The organism is Microbacterium sp. W4I20, from assembly GCF_030816505.1.
In the GTDB taxonomy this organism is placed as follows: Bacteria; Actinomycetota; Actinomycetes; order Actinomycetales; family Microbacteriaceae; genus Microbacterium.
The window spans coordinates 128,762-147,290 of the sequence record NZ_JAUSYB010000001.1 but is presented as its reverse complement, the minus strand read 5'-3'; the positions used below and the strand labels follow the sequence as shown (position 1 = coordinate 147,290).

Annotated in this window: 17 protein-coding genes and 2 tRNA genes; 2 read left to right on the top strand and 17 right to left on the bottom strand. The window is 67.4% G+C overall.

The window, feature by feature from the left end; genetic code table 11:
- The 7 genes from deoC to QFZ21_RS00705 all read right to left on the bottom strand — a co-directional run bounded on the left by deoC (position 1) and on the right by QFZ21_RS00705 (position 5,614).
- A complete protein-coding gene (gene deoC / locus QFZ21_RS00735) occupies positions 1-1,002 on the bottom strand; it encodes a deoxyribose-phosphate aldolase (RefSeq protein ID WP_307373380.1) in 1,002 nt (333 codons plus the stop codon).
- Positions 999-1,934, bottom strand: coding sequence for a sugar-binding transcriptional regulator (locus QFZ21_RS00730; protein ID WP_307373378.1), 936 nt, complete (start codon positions 1,932-1,934; stop codon positions 999-1,001). The genes deoC and QFZ21_RS00730 overlap by 4 nt, the downstream gene beginning before the upstream one ends.
- A gap of 154 nt (positions 1,935-2,088) precedes the next feature.
- Positions 2,089-2,730 (bottom strand): ATP-dependent Clp protease proteolytic subunit, encoded by a 642-nt coding sequence (locus QFZ21_RS00725; RefSeq protein ID WP_307373375.1) that lies wholly within the window; start codon positions 2,728-2,730, stop codon positions 2,089-2,091.
- 20 nt (positions 2,731-2,750) lie between these two features.
- Complete coding sequence (locus tag QFZ21_RS00720) at positions 2,751-3,347, bottom strand: ATP-dependent Clp protease proteolytic subunit (RefSeq protein WP_116636734.1); 597 nt, start codon at positions 3,345-3,347, stop codon at positions 2,751-2,753.
- 79 nt (positions 3,348-3,426) lie between these two features.
- Entirely contained in the window at positions 3,427-3,921 is a 495-nt protein-coding gene (locus QFZ21_RS00715; RefSeq protein ID WP_307373372.1) for a tetratricopeptide repeat protein, read from the bottom strand.
- Between the two features lie 72 nt (positions 3,922-3,993).
- The gene (tig, locus tag QFZ21_RS00710; protein WP_307373370.1) at positions 3,994-5,478 is read right to left on the bottom strand and encodes a trigger factor; all 1,485 of its coding nucleotides are present in this window, start codon (positions 5,476-5,478) and stop codon (positions 3,994-3,996) included.
- Between the two features lie 62 nt (positions 5,479-5,540).
- Positions 5,541-5,614, bottom strand: a tRNA-Pro gene (locus QFZ21_RS00705).
- Between the two features lie 139 nt (positions 5,615-5,753).
- On the opposite strand from QFZ21_RS00705, the gene QFZ21_RS00700 reads away from it, so the two are divergent.
- Positions 5,754-5,827: transfer RNA gene (locus QFZ21_RS00700), tRNA-Gly, on the top strand.
- 19 nt (positions 5,828-5,846) lie between these two features.
- Positions 5,847-7,082 (top strand): hypothetical protein, encoded by a 1,236-nt coding sequence (locus QFZ21_RS00695; RefSeq protein ID WP_307373368.1) that lies wholly within the window; start codon positions 5,847-5,849, stop codon positions 7,080-7,082.
- A gap of 89 nt (positions 7,083-7,171) precedes the next feature.
- On the opposite strand, the gene QFZ21_RS00690 is transcribed toward QFZ21_RS00695, so the two are convergent.
- The 10 genes from QFZ21_RS00690 to uvrA all read right to left on the bottom strand — a co-directional run bounded on the left by QFZ21_RS00690 (position 7,172) and on the right by uvrA (position 18,497).
- A complete protein-coding gene (locus QFZ21_RS00690; RefSeq protein ID WP_046012631.1) occupies positions 7,172-7,525 on the bottom strand; it encodes an RNA polymerase-binding protein RbpA in 354 nt (117 codons plus the stop codon).
- Complete coding sequence (secG, locus tag QFZ21_RS00685; protein ID WP_307373366.1) at positions 7,525-7,773, bottom strand: preprotein translocase subunit SecG; 249 nt, start codon at positions 7,771-7,773, stop codon at positions 7,525-7,527. Before secG ends, QFZ21_RS00690 begins: the two co-directional genes overlap by 1 nt.
- Before the next feature lie 81 nt (positions 7,774-7,854).
- On the bottom strand, positions 7,855-8,646 hold the full coding sequence (tpiA, locus tag QFZ21_RS00680; protein WP_307373363.1) for a triose-phosphate isomerase: 792 nt from the start codon (positions 8,644-8,646) through the stop codon (positions 7,855-7,857).
- Positions 8,637-9,851, bottom strand: a complete 1,215-nt coding sequence (gene pgk, locus QFZ21_RS00675) for a phosphoglycerate kinase (protein WP_307373361.1) — start codon at positions 9,849-9,851, stop codon at positions 8,637-8,639. Before pgk ends, tpiA begins: the two co-directional genes overlap by 10 nt.
- A 10-nt stretch (positions 9,852-9,861) precedes the next feature.
- Positions 9,862-10,872, bottom strand: coding sequence for a type I glyceraldehyde-3-phosphate dehydrogenase (gene gap, locus QFZ21_RS00670; RefSeq protein ID WP_307373359.1), 1,011 nt, complete (start codon positions 10,870-10,872; stop codon positions 9,862-9,864).
- 103 nt (positions 10,873-10,975) lie between these two features.
- The gene (locus tag QFZ21_RS00665; RefSeq protein ID WP_307373357.1) at positions 10,976-11,602 is read right to left on the bottom strand and encodes a superoxide dismutase; all 627 of its coding nucleotides are present in this window, start codon (positions 11,600-11,602) and stop codon (positions 10,976-10,978) included.
- Between the two features lie 185 nt (positions 11,603-11,787).
- Positions 11,788-12,765: a DNA-binding protein WhiA gene (whiA, locus tag QFZ21_RS00660; protein ID WP_307373354.1), complete on the bottom strand. Its 978-nt coding sequence runs from the start codon at positions 12,763-12,765 to the stop codon at positions 11,788-11,790.
- 67 nt (positions 12,766-12,832) lie between these two features.
- Complete coding sequence (gene rapZ / locus QFZ21_RS00655; RefSeq protein ID WP_307373352.1) at positions 12,833-13,705, bottom strand: RNase adapter RapZ; 873 nt, start codon at positions 13,703-13,705, stop codon at positions 12,833-12,835.
- A gap of 29 nt (positions 13,706-13,734) precedes the next feature.
- Positions 13,735-15,609, bottom strand: coding sequence for an excinuclease ABC subunit UvrC (gene uvrC, locus QFZ21_RS00650; protein ID WP_307373351.1), 1,875 nt, complete (start codon positions 15,607-15,609; stop codon positions 13,735-13,737).
- Entirely contained in the window at positions 15,609-18,497 is a 2,889-nt protein-coding gene (uvrA, locus tag QFZ21_RS00645; protein WP_307373350.1) for an excinuclease ABC subunit UvrA, read from the bottom strand. Before uvrA ends, uvrC begins: the two co-directional genes overlap by 1 nt.
- Positions 18,498-18,529 lie beyond the last annotated feature (32 nt).

Here is an 18,529-nt window from a genome sequence, read left to right as displayed (position 1 = left end):
CTAGTCGATCGTGACGTAGTCGGGGCCCGAGTAGTGGCCGGAGCTGAGCTTCTGCCGCTGCAGGAGCACGTCGTTCAGGAGGCTCGAGGCGCCGAAGCGGAAGAGGTGCGGCTGGAGCCACTCCTCCCCCACCGTCTCGGCGACCGTGACGAGGTACTTCACGGCATCCTTCGATGCGCGGATGCCGCCGGCGGGCTTCACGCCGATCTTCTCGCCCGTACCGCGGTGCCAGTCGCGCACGGTCTCGAGCATCAAGAGAGTGGTCGGCAGCGTGGCCGCGGGCTGCACCTTGCCGGTCGAGGTCTTGATGAAATCGCCGCCGGCGAGGATGCCGAGCCACGAGGCCCGCTTGATGTTGTCGTAGGTGTTGAGCTCGCCGGTCTCGAGGATGACCTTCAGGGAGGCGTAAGTGCCGTCCGCGCGGCGGCAGGCCTCCTTGACCTGGGCGATCTGATCGAACACGAGGCCGTAGCGCCCGGACAGGAAGGCGCCGCGGTCGATGACCATGTCGATCTCGTCCGCACCGGCGGCCACTGCTTCGGCGGTGTCGGCGAGCTTGATTGCCAGAGAGGAGCGTCCGCTCGGGAACGCCGTCGCCACCGCAGCGACCGAGATGAGCCCGTCGTCGGGGTCGCCGTGCAGGCTGCCGAGCGCGGTGACCGCGTCGCCGACCATGTCGCCGTAGACGCACACGGCAGCGACGCGAGGCGTCGTGGGATCCGCAGCATCCGGGTTCTTCGCCTTCGCGACGAGCGATCGCACCTTGCCCGGGGTGTCGGCACCCTCGAGGGTCGTCAGGTCGATCAGCTTGATGATCGTGTCGAGCGCCCACGCCTTCGACGTGGTCTTGATCGAGCGGGTGCCGAGACCGGCAGCGCGCTGCTCGAGTCCGACCGCGTCCACGCCGGGGAGGCCGTGCAGGAAGCGACGGAGAGTGGCGTCGTCCGGCTCACCGCCGAGGACGTCCACCGCCGTCCTGCGGCTGAGTTCTTGGGTCGTCACTGTTCCTCCAACAATGCTCGTGCTGTGGTCTCATCGGTCACCAGAACGCCGCACAGGCCGCTGGTCACGACTGTACGCGCGATGTCATGCTTCGCGGGGCCCGCGGTGACGAAGATCGCGCGCTTGGCGCCGCGCAGCCGGTCGAGCGAGACGCCCACCGTGCGCGCGTCGAGCTGCGCGTCGACGATGTTGCCTTCGGCGTCGACGTAGCGCCCGAGGACGTCGCCGACGGCGCCGCGTCTGGCGAGCTCCTCCACGTCCTCGGCGCTGAGGTAGCCGTTCTCGACGTGGGCGGACGACGCGTCGCAGGGACCCGCGGTGAAGAGGAAGGCCTGCGCCTCTGCGGCCTCCTCGAGGATCGCCGCGACGGTGCGGTCGGCCTCGATGGCCTGCTTGGTCTCGACGCGCTCCAGGATCGCCGGGCTCGGCAGAAGTGACACCTGGCCCGAGGCCCGCTGCGCGATCGTCACGGCGAGGCCGGCCGCGCCGCCGGAACGACGGTTGAGGCTGACGCCGCCGTTGAGCTGCACCACGGTGACGCCGTTCGCCCAGCCGTCGGGCAGAGCCTCGGCGACGGCACGCAGCGTGCGGCCCCAGCTCACACCCAAGGTTCGCGGTGCGGGTCGGAGTGCGGCGAGGAAATCGGCGGCGGCCTGCGCGACGCGCTCCAGCGTGCCGTCGTCCCCCTCCGGGGCTGGGACGACGACCGCATCCGCCAGCCCGAAACGCTCCACGAGCAGACGTTCCAAACCGAGGCGCCGCGCGCGCGGATGAACGATCTCGATCCGGACGATGCCGCGCTCACGTGCCTGCGTCAGCAGGCGGCCGACCTTCCACCGGGAAACCTTGAGGAGTCCGCCGATCTCGTCCTGGGTCTTGTCCTCGTCGTAGTACAGCTCGGCGACGCGGACCATGAGCAGATCTTCTTCCACGGCATCCTCCTTCCCTCTCCAGGGTAGGCGGTCAGCCGCGTTCGCGCACCTTTTCGCTCATATGAGCATTAGCCCGTGGGCGGCCTGCGCATCCGTCGGGTACGACGAAGGGGCACCAGTCGTGATGACTGGTGCCCCTTCGGAATCGACGTGATCAGACGCGCTTGCGCGTGGTGAGCACCTGGTCGACGATGCCGTACTCGAGCGCCTGCTCGGCCGAGAGGATGTTGTCGCGATCGATGTCGCGGTTGACCTTCTCCACCGGCTGACCGGTGTGGCGAGCCATGGTCTCCTCGAGCCAGGTGCGCATGCGGAGAATCTCCGCCGCCTGGATCTCGATGTCGGACGCCTGGCCCTGGCCGGCCTCACCCATCGCCGGCTGATGGATCAGCACACGGGCGTTCGGAAGCGCGAGACGCTTGCCCGGCGCGCCGGCTGCGAGCAGCACGGAAGCAGCGGAGGCCGCCTGACCCAACACGACGGTCTGGATCTGCGGCGCGACGTACTGCATCGTGTCGTAGATCGCCGTCATCGCGGTGAACGAGCCACCGGGCGAGTTGATGTACATCGTGATGTCGCGCTCGGCGTCCTGGCTCTCCAGGACGAGCAGCTGCGCCATCACGTCGTCAGCGGATGCGTCATCGACCTGCACGCCCAGGAAGATCACGCGATCTTCGAAGAGCTTGTTGTACGGGTCCTGACGCTTGAAGCCGTAGGCCGTGCGCTCCTCGAACTGCGGGAGCACGTAGCGGCTGGACGGCAGGTTGCCTGCGGATTGGAAAGTGGGCGTGTACATGGTGTCCTCTCGAATCCGGATTACTCTGCGTCGTCCGCGGTGCCGCCGCCGCCGGTGACATCGCTCGCGTGCTCACGGATGTGGTCGACGAAGCCGTACTCGAGGGCCTCTTCGGCGGTGAACCAGCGGTCGCGGTCACCATCGGCGTTGATCTGCTCGACCGACTTGCCGGTCTGGCCTGCCGTGATCTCCGCAAGGCGCTTCTTCATCGAGAGGATGAGCTGCGCCTGGGTCTGGATGTCGCTCGACGTGCCGCCGAAGCCACCGTGCGGCTGGTGCAGCAGCACGCGGGCGTTCGGGGTGATGTAGCGCTTGCCCTTGGTGCCGCTGGTGAGCAGCAGCTGTCCCATGGACGCCGCCATGCCGATGCCGACGGTGACGATGTCGTTCGGCACGAACTGCATGGTGTCGTAGATCGCCATGCCGGCGGTGATCGACCCACCGGGCGAGTTGATGTAGAGGTAGATGTCTTTCTCTGAGTCTTCCGCGGCGAGAAGAAGGATCTTCGCGCAGATCTCGTTGGCGTTCTGGTCGCGCACCTCTGAACCGAGCCAGATGATGCGGTCCTTCAGCAGCCTGTCGAAGACGCTCGTCGCGACGAGGGGTTCTGCAGCCATTTCAGCTCCTGTTTCCTTGTTCGTGCTTCGAATCTACCGGCGTCGGCGCGGCGCTCAGGCCGTGTTCGCCGTCGGCATATCAGGTGTCGGATTCCGCGATCTCCCGCGCGTACGCCGTCATCGAGCGATGGTAGCGAGGGAGGTGAGGGACCAGCGCGAGGAGCGCCACCGAGAGTCCCTGGGCAGGGCGGCCGGCGCTCGCGAGGATCAACGCGTGCACTGTGGCGACGGCATCGCGGTACGGCCCGTCCGGTGCGCGCGCCGCTTCGGCACGGATCACGTCGAGCGCCTCGTCGAACTCGCCGAGGTTGCGCAGCGAGCTCGCCAGCTGGATCACGCACTGCGAGCGGTGGTCCTCATCGAGTCCGAGCGCCAAAGCACGTCGATACAGCGCCACGGCCTCGTCGGGCCTGCCCGCCGAATCGCGTGCTCCCGCCCGTTCGAACTCCGCCCTGCCGTCGTCCGGGCCGCGTTCGGCCGCCAAGGCGTCGATGTGCGCGATCGTGTCATCGCCGACCTCGTCGCCTGCGGCTTCCGCCCAGACGTCGTCGATCCGCTCGTCCCAGCTCTTCATGCTCACGTTCTCCCTCGATGCGAAAAGAGGGCGGATGCCGCAGCATCCGCCCTCTTCACTGGATCGTGTCGATCACTCGGCCTTGTCGGCAGCCTTCTTGGCCGGAGCCTTCTTGGCGGCCGGCTTCTTGGCAGCGGGCTTGTCCTCGGCGGGCTTGTCCTCGGCCTCGGCGTCATCGGCCTTCTTCGCCGGAGCCTTCTTGGCAGCCGGCTTCTTGGCGGCCGGCTTCTTGGCGGGCTTCTCGTCGGCCTCGACAGCAGCGTCCTCGGACGCCTCGTCGTCGGTGACGATGAAGTCGGACAGATCGACGGCCTTGCCGTTGGTGTCGACGACCTTCACCTTGCCGAGAGCGATCGCGAGCGCCTTGTTGCGGGCGACCTCGCCGACCAGGGCCGGGAGCTGGTTCGACGACTGCAGCGCCTCGACGAACTCCTGCGGAGCCATGCCGTACTGCGATGCCGACTGGATCAGGTACTGGCTGAGCTCCTCCTGCGAGACCTGCACGTCGGCCTGCTCGGCGATCGTGTCGAGCAGCACCTGCGTGCGGAACTGCTTCTCGCTCGCCTCGGTGACCTCGGCGCGGTGCACGTCGTCCTCGAGGCGGTTCTCACCCTCGAGGTGGTTGTGTACCTCGTCCTCGATGAGCTGCGGCGGGACCGGGATCTCGACCTTCTCGAGCAGCGCCTCGACGAGCTTGTCGCGTGCGGCGGAGCCCTGCGTGAAGACGCCCTGCTGCGCGACGCGCTCGGCGAGGCTCGCGCGGAGCTCGGCGATGGTGTCGAACTCGCTGGCGATCTGCGCGAAGTCGTCGTCAGCCTCGGGAAGCTCGCGCTCCTTGACGGCCTTGACCGTCACGGAGACCTCGGCCTCGGAGCCGGCGTGGTCGCCACCGACCAGAGACGAGCGGAAGGTCGTGTCCTCACCGGCGGTGAGCGACTCGATCGCATCATCGATGCCCTCGAGCAGCTCGCCGGAGCCGATCTCGTAGGAGACGCCCTCGGCGCGGTCGATCTCGGCGCCGTCGATGGTGGCGACGAGGTCCAGGTCGACGAAGTCGCCCTTCGCGGCCGGACGGTCGACGGGCACGAGCGTGCCGAAGCGCGCACGCATGTTCTCGAGCTCGGCGTCGAGTGCGGCCTCATCGGCCTCGACGGCGTCGACGGTCACGGTGATGCCGTCGTAGGAAGGCAGCTCGATGTCGGGACGGACATCGACCTCGACATCGACCAGCAGGTCGCCCGAGAAGTCCTTCTCGTTCGGCCACTGCGTGATGTCGGCGGCCGGGCGGCCCACGACGCGGAGCTTGTGCTCGGCGCTGGCCTCGCGGAAGAACTTGTCGAGTCCTTCGTTGACGGCGTGCTCGATGACCGCGCCGCGACCGATGCGCTGATCGATGATCGGTGCCGGGACCTTGCCCTTGCGGAAGCCGGGGATCTGGACGTCCTGAGCGATGTGCTCATACGCGTGAGCGATGCTCGGCTTGAGGTCGTCCGGGGTGACCGTGATGCTGAGCTTGACCCGGGTCGGGGTCAGCTTCTCGACGGTGCTGTTCGCCATGCTTGTGTGTTCTCCTTGTTGTCTCCGCGCAAGAGCGCGGCTGTCAGGCTGAAGATGCCGTGTCGGGGCGACAGGAGTTGAACCTGCGACCTCCCGCTCCCAAAGCGGGCGCTCTACCAAGCTGAGCTACGCCCCGGGGAATCCGCGCGCAGATTCAGCCCCATCGAGTCTAACGGACGGGAGCACCCCTCACGGTCCGGTATGATCGATGACGCCGGAGTTACTGCTCCGGTCCGATCCCCGGGTTGCTGAGCCTGACGAAGTGCCCGGGATTCGGGGCTGTAGCTTAGTGGTAAAGCCTTAGTCTTCCAAACTAATGATGCGGGTTCGATTCCCGTCAGCCCCTCCACCTACCGAATGAGCATCCAGTGACCGCTCTTCCGTCGCCGCACCACCCTCGTATCCCCGACCCCGCATCGCGCGACGGAGGACATCACCTCTCCGCGCACTTCTCCGGGGTCGGACCGGCAGCTCCCCCGCGCGCGCCGCGGAAGCGGCACACACGCCTCGTGCTCGGCATCCTCGGCGGCGCAGCCGTCATCGCCGCCCTGGCGATCACGCAGGTCTCGGCGAACCTCGGCTATGACGCGGCGGCTGAGAGCCATGCGGATGCCGTCGCGTCCGCGAGCAGTGAGAAGACGCTGCTCCGCGGCGAGAACAGCGACCTGCAGGCGGTGACGGAATCCGCGCAGCTGATCCTCGACAGCGAGAACGAGGCCATCACGGTCGACCCGGCAGCGGAGGAGGCACTCGTCAGCGCCGTCGCCGAGGCAGACGGCGCCGCGCAGGCCGCTGAAGAACTGATCGCCCGGGATATCCCCGTCGCCGGAGATAAGCCGACATGGTTCTGGGAGCTGTTCGGCGAGACCGGTCGGCTCGATCAGGAACGCGCGGACGCCCTCCAGTACGCCGACGACCTGACAGCGGAGGCGGCCGACCTGTTCGACGCCTCCGACGCGGTCACCGAGAGCGGTACCTCGCTCATCGCCACCACCGGCGAGAAGGCGACGGCCTTCGAGAAGGCTCACCTCTCCACTCGCAACGACGCCGTGATCGCCCTGCGCGGCGCTGCCGCCGACGCGATCGCGACCACGACGATCGATGAGACCGCGGTGACGACGTACTCCGCCCTGCAGAGCGCAGCGGCACAGGTCGTCTCCGCCGAGAAGGCGGAGCTCGCCGAGAAGTCCGGTCCGCTGATGAACGCGCGGCTCGAGATCGAGGCCTTCGCGCGGTCGCTGGCCCCCGGAGTGCTGCTCGAGTTCGACTGGGCCCCGATCGTGAACGGCGCCGGGTACAACGGCAGCATGGGTGGATACACGACCTGGTGGTGGGATGATCCAGGGCGGTCGGTCATCGAGCTGTCGAACTCCGTCGCCGAGCAATGGCCTGCCGACCGGAGCAAGGCTCTCGTCGCTCACGAGGTCGGACACGCGATCAGCGTCAAATGCGAGGACATGTACGACTCCTCGACGCAGGACAGCATCGAGAAGTGGGCGACGGCCTGGGCGATCAGTATGGGCTTCTCGGACGACGCCAACGGCGTGTGGGCCTACGGGTACCCGCCGCAGAACTACATCGACGCCGCGAAGAAGTGCCGGTGACCACCCGCTCCACGCCGGTCAGGCGCTGACACACGGAAGAAGCCGCCGCGATCACTCGCGGCGGCTTCTTCCGTGTCAGAGAGCGAAGGTCACTGGCCCCGGCGCTCGCGCAGCTGGGTGAGCGCATCCTCGAGGAGCTGCACGGCTTCCTCGTCGGTGCGGCGCTCCTTCACGTAGGCGAGGTGCGTCTTGTACGGCTCGGCCTTCGCGAGAGCAGGAGGGTTCTCCTTGTCGCGGCCGGCCGGCAGCCCCGACTGCGGGTGATCGATGGTCTCCGGGATCTCGTCTTCGGGCAGCCCTGCCGCGAAGTAGCGGACCGTCTCGTTGCCGAGCCCGTCCCAGTAGGAGACCGCGATGCGGTCGGCGTGGTAGCCATGGTCCTGTTCGCCCATCGGGCCGGAACCGACACGGGTGCCGCGGATTGCATTTCCACCGGTAGCCATCAGATGACCTCGAATTTCGTGATGAGGCCGAGCGCGACGATGGCGACGAACCAGGTCAGCGCAAGGACGACGGTGAAGCGGTTGAGGTTCCGCTCCGCGAGACCGGAAGAGCCGGCCGACGAGGTCATGCCTCCGCCGAACATGTCGGAAAGGCCACCACCGCGGCCCTTATGCAAGAGGATGAGGAGGGTCAGCAGGACGCTGGTGATGCCCAGCACGACCTGCAGGACGAACTCGAGAATTGCCACGAGAAAGAGCCTTTCGCTGGGGCAGGTGCGCCCCCGTAACGGTCAAGTATACGGTGCAGCGGGGCCGGAGCCCCGCTGCACTCACACGCCGACGTGCTTCTCGAAGCGGATTATCGCGGCGAACTCGTCGACGACGAGGCTCGCGCCGCCGACCAGGGCGCCGTCCACATCAGGCTCCCGCATGAAGCTGGCGATGTTCGACGACTTCACCGAGCCGCCGTACAGGATGCGGGTGCGCGCGGCGGCATCGTCGCCGAGGACCTTCGCGATGACCGTGCGCAACGCGGCGCAGACATCCTGTGCCTGCTGCGGCGTCGCCGCCTGACCGGATCCGATCGCCCAGACCGGCTCGTAGGCGACGACGATGTCGGCCTTCGGCGAGACACCCTGGAGCGCCGCCTCGAGCTGACCGGCCGGCACCGCGCTGGCGCCGAACTTCTCGAGATCCTCCGCGGTCTCGCCGACGCAGATGACCGGGACCAGTCCGTGCTTGAGTGATGCCTGCACCTTCGCGGCGACGACCTCGTCGGACTCGGCGTGGTACTCCCGACGCTCCGAGTGGCCGATGATGACGTACTTCGCGTCGAGCTTCGCCAGGAACGCGCCGGACACCTCACCGGTGTATGCGCCCGAGTCGTGCGACGAGATGTCCTGCGCGCCCAGGGCGAACGGGATCTTGTCGGCGTCGACCAGCGTCTGCACGCTGCGGATGTCGGTGAACGGCGGGAAGACCGCCACCTCGACCGAACCGTCTTCGTGCTTGGCGTCCTTCAACGTCCAGTGCAGCTTCTGAACGAACGCGACCGCCTGCAGGTGGTCGAGATTCATCTTCCAGTTGCCCGCGATCAGCGGGGTACGGGTCGCTATGCCCATCCGAGCACCTCCAGGCCGGGTAGTTTCTTTCCCTCGAGGAACTCGAGGCTTGCTCCGCCACCGGTCGAGATGTGACCGAACTGGTCGTCTGAGAATCCGAGCTGACGCACGGCGGCCGCGGAGTCGCCCCCGCCAACGACGCTGAGGCCGTCGACCTCGGTGAGCGCCTGTGCGACGGTCTTCGTGCCGGCCGCGAAGGCCTGGAACTCGAACACGCCCATCGGGCCGTTCCAGAACACCGTCTTCGAACTCCGGATCACCTCGGCGAACCGGGCGGCCGTCTCCGGGCCGATGTCGAGGCCGATGCCGGAGGCGCCGAACGCCGTCGACTCGATCGCGTCAGCGGCGACCGTCTCATGCTCGGCATCCGCGGAGAACGATGCGGCGACGACGACGTCGGTCGGAAGCACGAACTCCACGCCGCGCCTCTCGGCCTCGGCGATGTACTCGCGGACGGTGTCGAGCTGATCCTCTTCGAGGAGGCTCGAGGCGACCTCGTGTCCCTGCGCCTTCAAGAAGGTGAACAGCATTCCGCCGCCGACGAGGATGCGGTCGACGCGCGGCAGCAGGTGCGAGATGACGCCCAGCTTGTCGCTCACCTTCGATCCGCCGAGCACGACCGCGTACGGACGCTCCGGCTTCTCGGTGAGGCGGTCGAGCACGTCGAGCTCCGTCTCGATCAGCAGGCCGGCCGCAGACGGCAGCAGCTCGGCGAGCTCGTAGACGCTCGCCTGCTTGCGATGTACGACACCGAAGCCGTCGGAGACGAGCACGTCGCCGAGCTTCGCGAGCTCAGCGGCGAAGGCCTGACGCGTCGCGTCGTCCTTCGCGGTCTCCCCCGCGTTGAAGCGCAGGTTCTCGATGACGACGACCCCGCCGTCCTCCAGCGACGCCACAGCATCCTGCGCCGACTCGCCGACCGTGTCGCGCGCGAACGCGACGGGGGCGCCGAGGAGTTCGGACAGACGCTGAGCCACCGGCTCGAGGCTGTACTGCGGGTCGGGAGCACCATCGGGGCGTCCGAGGTGCGAGCACACGACAACGCGGGCACCCGCGTTGATCAGTGCGTTGAGAGTCGGCAGCGAGGCGCGTACACGGCCATCGTCCGTTATGACCCCGTCCCGCAGGGGGACGTTGAGATCACAACGGACGATGACGCGCTTGCCCTCGAGCGAACCCAGCGATTCCAGGGTGCGCAGAGTCATGTGTCGGAGCTCAGAGACGCTCGGCGACGTACTCGGTCAGGTCGACGAGACGGTTGGAGTAGCCCCACTCGTTGTCGTACCAGCTCGAGACCTTGACCAGGTTGCCGCTCACGTTCGTGAGGGTCGAGTCGAAGATCGACGAGTGCGCGTTGTGCACGATGTCGCTCGAGACGATCTGGTCCTCGTTGTACTGCAGGTAGCCGGCCAGGCGGCCGTCAGCCGCAGCTGCCTTGTACGCCGCGTTGACCTCGTCGACCGTCAGGTCCTGTCGGTCGGTGACCAGCGTCAGGTCGACGATGGAGCCGGTGGGAACCGGGACGCGGTACGAGGAGCCGCTGAGCTTGCCCTGGAGTTCCGGGAGCACCTCGCCGATGGCCTTGGCCGCACCGGTCGATGCCGGCGTGATGTTGATCGCGGCGGCGCGGGCACGACGGAGGTCGCTGTGCGGGCCGTCCTGCAGGTTCTGGTCTGCGGTGTAGGCGTGTGCCGTCATCATGAAGCCGCGGTCGATGCCGAACGCGTCGTTGAAGACCTGGGCGAGCGGCGCGAGGCAGTTGGTGGTGCACGACGCGTTGGAGATGATGTGGTCGGTCTCCGGGTTGTACGTGTCCTCGTTCACGCCCATGACGAACGTGCCGTCGACGCCGGTACCGGGAGCCGAGATGAGGACCTTCTTCGCGCCGGCCTCGAGGTGCTTCTTGGCCGCCTCGGCCTTGGTGAAGAAACCGGTGGACTCGATGACGATGTCGACGCCCAGCTCGCCCCACGGGAGACCGGCGGGGTCGCGCTCTGCGAACGCCTTGATCTTCTTGCCGTTGACCGTGATGCTCTCGTCGTCGTAGCTGATCTCGGCGTCGAGGACGCCGCCGACCGAGTCGTACTTCAGCAGGTGCGCGAGGGTCTTGTTGTCGGTGAGGTCGTTGACCGCGACGATCTCGAGGTCTGCTCCCTGCGCGAGAGCCGCGCGGAAGTAGTTGCGTCCGATGCGGCCGAAGCCGTTGATACCGATCTTGACAGACACTAAGGTCTCCTGATTTCTCGTGCGCATACGCGCGGTTTCAACTAGACAAGCATGGACAACGGCGTCCCGACGGGCCAGATGTCCGTCGGGACGCCCGTCTTGATTACGACAGTACCAGCAGGCCGTTCGTCTGCTTGCGGGCGACCTCGAGGCGCTGGGCGACGTTCTCCCAGTTGGCGATGTTCCATGCCGCCTTGACGTAGTCCGCCTTGACGTTGAGGTAGTCGAGGTAGAAGGCGTGCTCCCACATGTCGAGCTGGAAGAGCGGGATCGTGCCCTGCGCCGTGTTCGACTGCTGGTCGAACAGCTGCTGGATGATCAGGCGCGAGCCGATCGAGTCCCAGCTGAGCACGGCCCAGCCGGAGCCCTGGATGCCGGTCGCTGCAGCCGTGAAGTGCGCCTGGAACTTGTCGAACGAGCCGAAGTACTCGTCGATGGCCGCCTTGAGCTCGCCCTCGGGCTGTCCTCCGCCGTTCGGCGACAGGTTGGTCCAGAAGATCGAGTGGTTGACGTGGCCGCCCAGGTTGAAGGCGAGGTCCTTCTCGAGCTTGTTGACGTTGGCGAGGTTGCCGCTGTCACGGGCCTCCGCGAGCTGCTCGAGCGCGGTGTTCGCGCCGGCGACGTAGGTCGCGTGGTGCTTGTCGTGATGAAGTTCCATGATCTTGCCGCTGATGTGCGGCTCGAGGGCTGCGAAGTCGTAGGGAAGGTCAGGGAGCGTGTAAGTCGCCATATCGCTTTCATCCAATCCGCGCCGCGCCGCGGCGCTTGCCGATCCTCCGCGCCACCGATGTGCGGCGTAGAGCGGACGTAACTCATCCTACTGACGACAACGCCTGGCCGGACCAGATCCTTCCGCCATATGACGAAGACCCGCCGCCCTGCATGCGGGGCGGCGGGCCTTCGAATGCAACCGGATCAGACGTCGAGCCCCATCGGCACAGCGGCCTCGGTACCCGGGATGCCCTCCTGCTGAGCGCGCTTGTCGGCCATCGCCAGCAGGCGGCGGATGCGGCCGGCCACAGCATCCTTCGTCAGCGGCGGATCGGCGTGATGACCGAGCTCGTCAAGGCTGGCATCGCGGTGTGCCAGACGCAGTTCGCCCGCCACGCGCAAGTGGTCGGGCACCTCGTCGGCGAGGATCTCGAGTGCGCGCTCGACGCGCGCGCAGGCGGCGACGGCGGCCTGCGCGGAGCGGCGCAGGTTGGCGTCGTCGAAGTTGACCAGTCGATTGACGCCGGCACGCACTTCGCGGCGCTGGCGGAGCTCTTCCCACGTGACGGCGGTCTTCTGCGCGCCCATCTCGTTCAGGATGGTGCGGATCGCCTCCCCCTCGCGGACCACGACGCGGGGCATGCCGCGCACCTCGCGGGCCTTCGCGGCGACACCGAGGCGGTGTGCGGCGCCGACGAGTGCCATCGCTGCCTCGGACGACGGGCAGAGCACCTCGAGCATCGCGGAACGGCCGGGCTCGCTGAGGGTTCCGGCTGCGAGGAACGCGCCTCGCCAGAGGCCGGCGACCTCGGCACGGGAGCCGGTGGTGAGCCGGTTCGGCAGACCGCGCACCGGACGGCGGCGCTGGTCGAGGAGCCCGGTCTGTCGTGCCAGGGTCTCTCCCTGCGAGATCACTCGCACGGCCCAGCGGGCACCGTCGTTGGCCGTGCTCGACTGCACCTGCGCGATCTCGGGGCGCACCCCGTAGATCTCGGCGAGGTCGCGGGCGACGCGGCGCGCGAGCGTCTCGGCATCCACCTCCGCCTCCACGGCCACGCGGCCTGCGATGGAGTGCAGACCACCGGCGAACCGGAGGATCGCGGTCACCTCGGCGACGCGCACCGTCGGGGGTGCGTTGCGGATGCTGACCAGCTCAGCCTTGACGTCGGTGGTTAGTGCCACGACACTCCTTCACGTTCACGCGCCGGATCGCGACGCAAACGTCCAGCCTACTCGGCCGGGCGACCGGCTACTCTCTGCCGAGGTCCCGATGACGGACATTGACGGCGACCCCGGGGACCGCCGAGAGCCGTCGTGCGAGCTCCTCCGACATCGCCACCGAACGGTGCTTGCCGCCCGTGCAGCCGATGGCGATCGTGGAGTGGCTCTTGTTCTCCCGCTGATACCCCTCCAGCACCGGCACGAGTGCCGCGGCGTAGGCATCGAGGAACTCGGTCGCGCCCTCGCGGGAGAGCACGTAGTCGCGCACCGATTCGTCCTGCCCCGTCAGGCCGCGCAGCTCCTCGTTCCAGAACGGGTTGGGGAGGAAACGCATGTCGGCGACGATGTCGACGTCGGTGGGCAGCCCGTACTTGAAGCCGAAGCTGAGCAGCGTCAGGCGATGACGCGCCTCGCCCTCTTCCGAGAAGATGTCGGACACCTGTGTCGCGAGCTGGTGGATGTTCAACGTCGAGGTGTCGACCACCAGGTCGGCCGCCTCGCGGATCGGCGCGAGGCGAGCACGCTCGATGCGGATGCCGTCGAGCAGTGTGCCGTCGCCCTGCAGAGGGTGCGGCCGTCTGACGGACTCGAAACGTCGGACGAGCACGTCGTCGGACGCGTCGAGGAACAGAACGCGGACGGAACCTCGCGAGCGGAGCGCGCGGGCGACGCCGGGGAAGTCGTCGAAGAGGTTGCGGCCTCGGACGTCGACCACCGCTGCCACCTTCGGCAGAGCCTTGCCACCCATGTCGGTGAGGTCGAGAAGTGGGCGGAGGATCTGCGGGGGCAGGTTGTCGACGACGTACCAGCCGAGGTCCTCGAGTGCATTCGCCACAGTGGTACGGCCTGCGCCGGACATCCCCGTGACGATGAGAAACTCGCCCTTCTCCCCGTCAGTCATCGCTCAGCCCTTCTCCCCCGCTATCCAGCCTAGCGAGTGGAGAGGTGCGTATGGATATTCTGCGCGAGCACGGGACCGATTCCCTGGACTTCCTGGATCTCGTGAGGCTGAGCTCCTTTGAGCGCCGTCACCGAGCCGAAGTGCTTGAGCAGGACCTTGATGCGCGACTCACCGAGACCGGGGACCTCGGCGAGCACGGTGGTGATGTCGTTCCGCCGCTTCTTGCGCTGGTGCGTGATCGCGAATCGATGGGCTTCGTCGCGGAGGCGTTGCAGCAGGTAGAGGGACTCGCTCGTGCGCGGGAGGATGACCGGGAAGTCCTCGCCGGGAAGCCAGACCTCCTCGAGGCGCTTCGCGATGCCGCAGACCGCGATCTCGGTGTGCCCGGCGTCGCGGAGTGCGCGCGCGGCGGCCTCGACCTGCGGCTTCCCGCCATCGACGAGGAGCAGCTGCGGCGGGTAGGCGAACCGCGGCTTGCGGCGGACGATCGCGTCGTCGCCCGCTTCCTCCTCGGGCTCCTCCGGTCGATCGAGGTAGGCGAGTCTGCGTCGGAGCACCTGGTACATCGAGTCGGTGTCGTCGGTGGTCTCGGGGATCCCGAACGACCGGTACTGATCCTTGCGCGGCAGTCCGTCTTCGAAGACCACCATGGACGCGACGACGTTCGTGCCGCCGAGATGCGAGATGTCGAAGCACTCGATGCGCAGCGGAGCCTCGCTCATGCCCAGGGCTTCCTGCAGATCGGTCAGTGCCTGCGTGCGCGCCACGTAGTCACTCGTGCGCCGCGTCTTGTACCGGATCAGCGCCTGCTGCGCGTTGAGCGTCGCCGTGCGCATGAGGTCGGCGCGCTGACCGCGCTGCGCCACCGCGATCTCCGTCTTCTTGCCGCGGCGCTCACGCAGCCAGACCTCGAGCTCCGCGGCGTCATCGGGGAGGGTCGGCACCAGGATGCGGCGAGGCACGTCCTGCGCGTCGCCGTACGCGCGCTGCAGAACCTGATCGACGAGTTCCCCCGTGGTGATGTCGATCTCCTTCTCGATCGTCATCGCCCGCACACCGCGCACGCGGCCACCGCGGATCACGAAGTGCTGCACCGCGGCCGCGAGCTCATCCTCGGCGATGCCGAACAGGTCGGCGTCCTCGTCCGGCTGCAGCACGAGGGCACTCCTGCCGAGCACCGCGTCGATCGCGGTGAGCTTGTCGCGGTACTTCGCCGCCGCCTCGTAGTCCATCGCCGCGGACGCGGCCAGCATCCGCTTGCGAAGGTCTTTGGTGAACCGCTCGTCTCCGCCGGCCATGAACGCGACGAAGTCGTCGACCATGGCCCGGTGCTCCTCGATCGTCACCGTCATGGAGCAGGGACCGCCGCACTTGCCGATCTGCCCGGGGAAGCACGGACGGCCCGTCTGCATGGCGCGCTTGTAGCTCGCGTCGCTGCAGGTGCGGATCGGGAACGCCTTGATCATCAGGTCGATGGTCTCGTGCACCGCCCAGACCTTGGGGAACGGTCCGAAGTAGCGCGCGCCGGGGATCTTGTGGTTACGGGTGACGATCACTCGCGGCGCCTCGTCGCCGAGGGTCACCGCCATGAACGGATAGGACTTGTCGTCCTTATACCGCACGTTGAAGGGCGGATCGAACTCCTTGATCCACATGTACTCGAGCTGGAGCGAGTCGACGTCCGTGGGTACCACGGTCCATTCGACCGACGACGCCGTGGTGACCATGCGCCGGGTGCGCTCATGCAGGGTCCGCAGTGGAGCGAAGTAGTTCGAGAGCCGCTGGCGCAGGTTCTTCGCCTTGCCCACGTAGAGCACGCGTCCTTCGGCGTCGCGGAACCGATACACGCCGGGGTCGGTGGGTATCTCCCCCGCCCGCGGCTTGTACGAGAGGGCATCCGCCATCAGCTGGCCTTCCGCGCGGAGCGCCCTTCGCCGAGAATCTCGCCGAGGAAGAGGCCGGTGTGGCTCTCCTCGACGCGTGCGATCTGCTCCGGGGTACCCGTGGCGATGATCTGACCGCCGCCGGAGCCGCCCTCGGGGCCGAGGTCGATGACCCAGTCGGCCGACTTGATGACGTCGAGGTTGTGCTCGATGACTATGACCGTGTTGCCCTTGTCGACGAGCCCGTTCAGCACCTCGAGGAGCTTGCGGACGTCTTCAAAGTGCAGACCGGTCGTCGGCTCGTCGAGCACATAGATGCTGCGACCGTTGCTGCGCCGCTGAAGCTCGGTCGCGAGCTTGACGCGCTGCGCCTCACCGCCGGAGAGGGTGGTGGCCGACTGACCGAGCCGCACGTACCCGAGTCCCACATCGACCAGCGTCTTCATGTAGCGGTGGATGGCCTGGATGGGCTCGAAGAAATCCGCGGCCTCCTCGATCGGCATCTCGAGCACCTCGGCGATGTTCTTGCCCTTGTAGTGCACGGACAACGTGTCGCGGTTGTACCGCTTGCCGTGGCAGACCTCGCAGTCGACGTACACGTCGGGCAGGAAGTTCATCTCGATCTTGATCGTGCCGTCGCCCGAGCACGCCTCGCAGCGCCCGCCCTTGACGTTGAAGCTGAAGCGCCCCGGAAGGTAGCCGCGCACCTTCGCCTCGGGGGTCTCGCTGAAGAGCGTGCGGATGCGATCGAAGACGCCGGTGTAGGTGGCGGGGTTCGACCGCGGGGTGCGACCGATCGGCGCCTGGTCGACGTGCACGACCTTGTCGAGGTTGTCGAGGCCGGTGACCCTGGTGTGCTTGCCCGGAACGGTGCGCGCACCGTTCAACTTGGAGGCCAGCACCTGGTAGAGGATGTCGTTCACGAGCGACGACTTGCCCGAGCCGCTGACGCCGGTGACGGCGGTCAGCACGCCGAGGGGGAAGTCGGCGGTGACGTTGCGGAGGTTGTTCGCTCGCGCGCCCACGACACTCAGCATGCGCTTCTTGTCGATCTTCCGCCGCTTCTTCGGCATCGGGATCTCGCGGCGACCGGAGAGATACTGCCCGGTCATCGACTCGCTGTCGTTCAGCAGCGCCGAGTACGGCCCGGAGTGCACGACCGCACCGCCGTTGACGCCCGCACCGGGACCGATGTCGACGACCCAGTCGGCCGCCTCGATGGTCTCCTCGTCGTGCTCCACCACGATCAGGGTGTTGCCGAGGTCGCGGAGCTTGATGAGGGTGTTGATCAGGCGGCGGTTGTCGCGCTGGTGCAGACCGATCGACGGCTCGTCGAGCACGTACAGCACGCCCGTGAGGCCGGACCCGATCTGCGTGGCGAGACGGATGCGCTGGGCCTCGCCACCGGAGAGCGAGCCCGCCGAGCGGCTGAGGTTGAGGTAGGAGAGCCCGACCTGCAGCAGGAAGTCGAGTCGCAGTCGGATCTCGCGGAGGACCTGCGCGGCGATCTGCGCCTCACGATCGGTGAGCTTCAGCGTCTCCATGAACGCCCGGGCGTCGGAGAGGCTGAGGTGCGAGACCTCGGCGATGGAGTGCCCGTGCACCTGCACGGCCAGCACCTCCGGCTTGAGGCGGTTGCCGTCGCACACCGGGCACGGGACCTCGCGGAGGTACTCACCCCAGCGGCTGCGCTGCGTGTCGGACTCGGCCTGCAGGTACTGGCGTTCGATGTAGGGTACGACGCCCTCGAACCCCGAGGCGTAGCGCATCTCGCGCCCGTACCGGTTCTTCCACTTGACGGTGACCTTGTAGTTCTCGCCGCGCAGCACCGCGTCCTGCACATCGGAGTGGAGCTTGTGCCACGGCGTGTCCAGCGAGAAGTCGAGGTCGCGGGACAGGCCTTCGAGCAGACGCTCGTAGTACTGGAACAGTCCCTTGCCCTGCGTCGTCCACGGGATGATGACGCCCTCGCGGATCGAGAGGTCGGTGTCGCCGAGCATCAGATCGACGTCGACCGACATGCGCGTTCCCAGCCCCGAGCAGGCGGGGCAGGCGCCGAACGGCGCGTTGAAGGAGAAGGTGCGCGGCTCGATCTCGGTGAGCGTGAGCTCGTGCCCGTTCGGGCAGGCGAGCTTCTCGGAGAAGGTCTGCCACGCGTCATCGCCTTCGCCGTCGACGTAGTTGACCTGCACGACACCGCCCGCGAGCCCGAGCGCGGTCTCGACCGAGTCGGTGACGCGGCTGAGGATCTCGTCGGAGGCCACGAGACGGTCGACCACCACGGCGATGTCGTGCTTGTAGCTCTTCTTGAGCGTCGGGGGCTCGGCGAGCTGGATGAGGTCGCCGTCGACGATCGCGCGTGAGTAGCCCTTCGCGCCCAGCTCGCGGAAGAGGTCGACGAACTCGCCCTTCTTCTGCGAGACGATCGGAGCGACGATCTGGTACCGCGTGCGCTCGGGCAGCTCCATGAGCTGATCGGCGATCTGCTGCACGGTCTGCCGCTGGATCTTCTCGCCGCACTCGGGGCAGTGCGGGATGCCGATGCGCGCCCAGAGCAGTCGCATGTAGTCGTAGATCTCGGTGATCGTGCCGACCGTCGACCGCGGGTTGCGGTTGGTGGACTTCTGGTCGATGGAGACCGCCGGGCTCAGCCCCTCGATGAAGTCGACGTCGGGACGATCGACCTGGCCGAGGAACTGGCGCGCGTAGGCGCTCAGCGATTCGACGTAGCGACGCTGGCCCTCGGCGAAGATCGTGTCGAACGCGAGGCTCGACTTCCCGGAACCGGACAGGCCGGTGAACACGACGAGCGAGTCGCGGGGAATGTCGATGTCGACGTTCTTGAGGTTGTGGACTCGGGCACCGCGAACGCTGAGTTTTCCTGGGGTGGCAACGGGGACAATAGGCACCGGACAAGTCTACGAGGGGCCACGGACATCGG

Excerpts from the sequence above, each read along its gene's own strand:
- QFZ21_RS00725 (WP_307373375.1), bottom strand. The coding sequence starts at position 2,730 with ATGTACACGCCCACTTTCCAATCCGCAGGCAACCTGCCGTCCAGCCGC.
- QFZ21_RS00720 (WP_116636734.1), bottom strand. The coding sequence starts at position 3,347 with ATGGCTGCAGAACCCCTCGTCGCGACGAGCGTCTTCGACAGGCTGCTG.
- QFZ21_RS00715 (WP_307373372.1), bottom strand. The coding sequence starts at position 3,921 with ATGAAGAGCTGGGACGAGCGGATCGACGACGTCTGGGCGGAAGCCGCA.
- tig (WP_307373370.1), bottom strand. The coding sequence starts at position 5,478 with ATGGCGAACAGCACCGTCGAGAAGCTGACCCCGACCCGGGTCAAGCTC.
- QFZ21_RS00690 (WP_046012631.1), bottom strand. The coding sequence starts at position 7,525 with ATGGCTACCGGTGGAAATGCAATCCGCGGCACCCGTGTCGGTTCCGGC.
- tpiA (WP_307373363.1), bottom strand. The coding sequence starts at position 8,646 with ATGGGCATAGCGACCCGTACCCCGCTGATCGCGGGCAACTGGAAGATG.
- pgk (WP_307373361.1), bottom strand. The coding sequence starts at position 9,851 with ATGACTCTGCGCACCCTGGAATCGCTGGGTTCGCTCGAGGGCAAGCGC.
- QFZ21_RS00665 (WP_307373357.1), bottom strand. The coding sequence starts at position 11,602 with ATGGCGACTTACACGCTCCCTGACCTTCCCTACGACTTCGCAGCCCTC.
- rapZ (WP_307373352.1), bottom strand. The coding sequence starts at position 13,705 with ATGACTGACGGGGAGAAGGGCGAGTTTCTCATCGTCACGGGGATGTCC.
- uvrC (WP_307373351.1), bottom strand. The coding sequence starts at position 15,609 with ATGGCGGATGCCCTCTCGTACAAGCCGCGGGCGGGGGAGATACCCACC.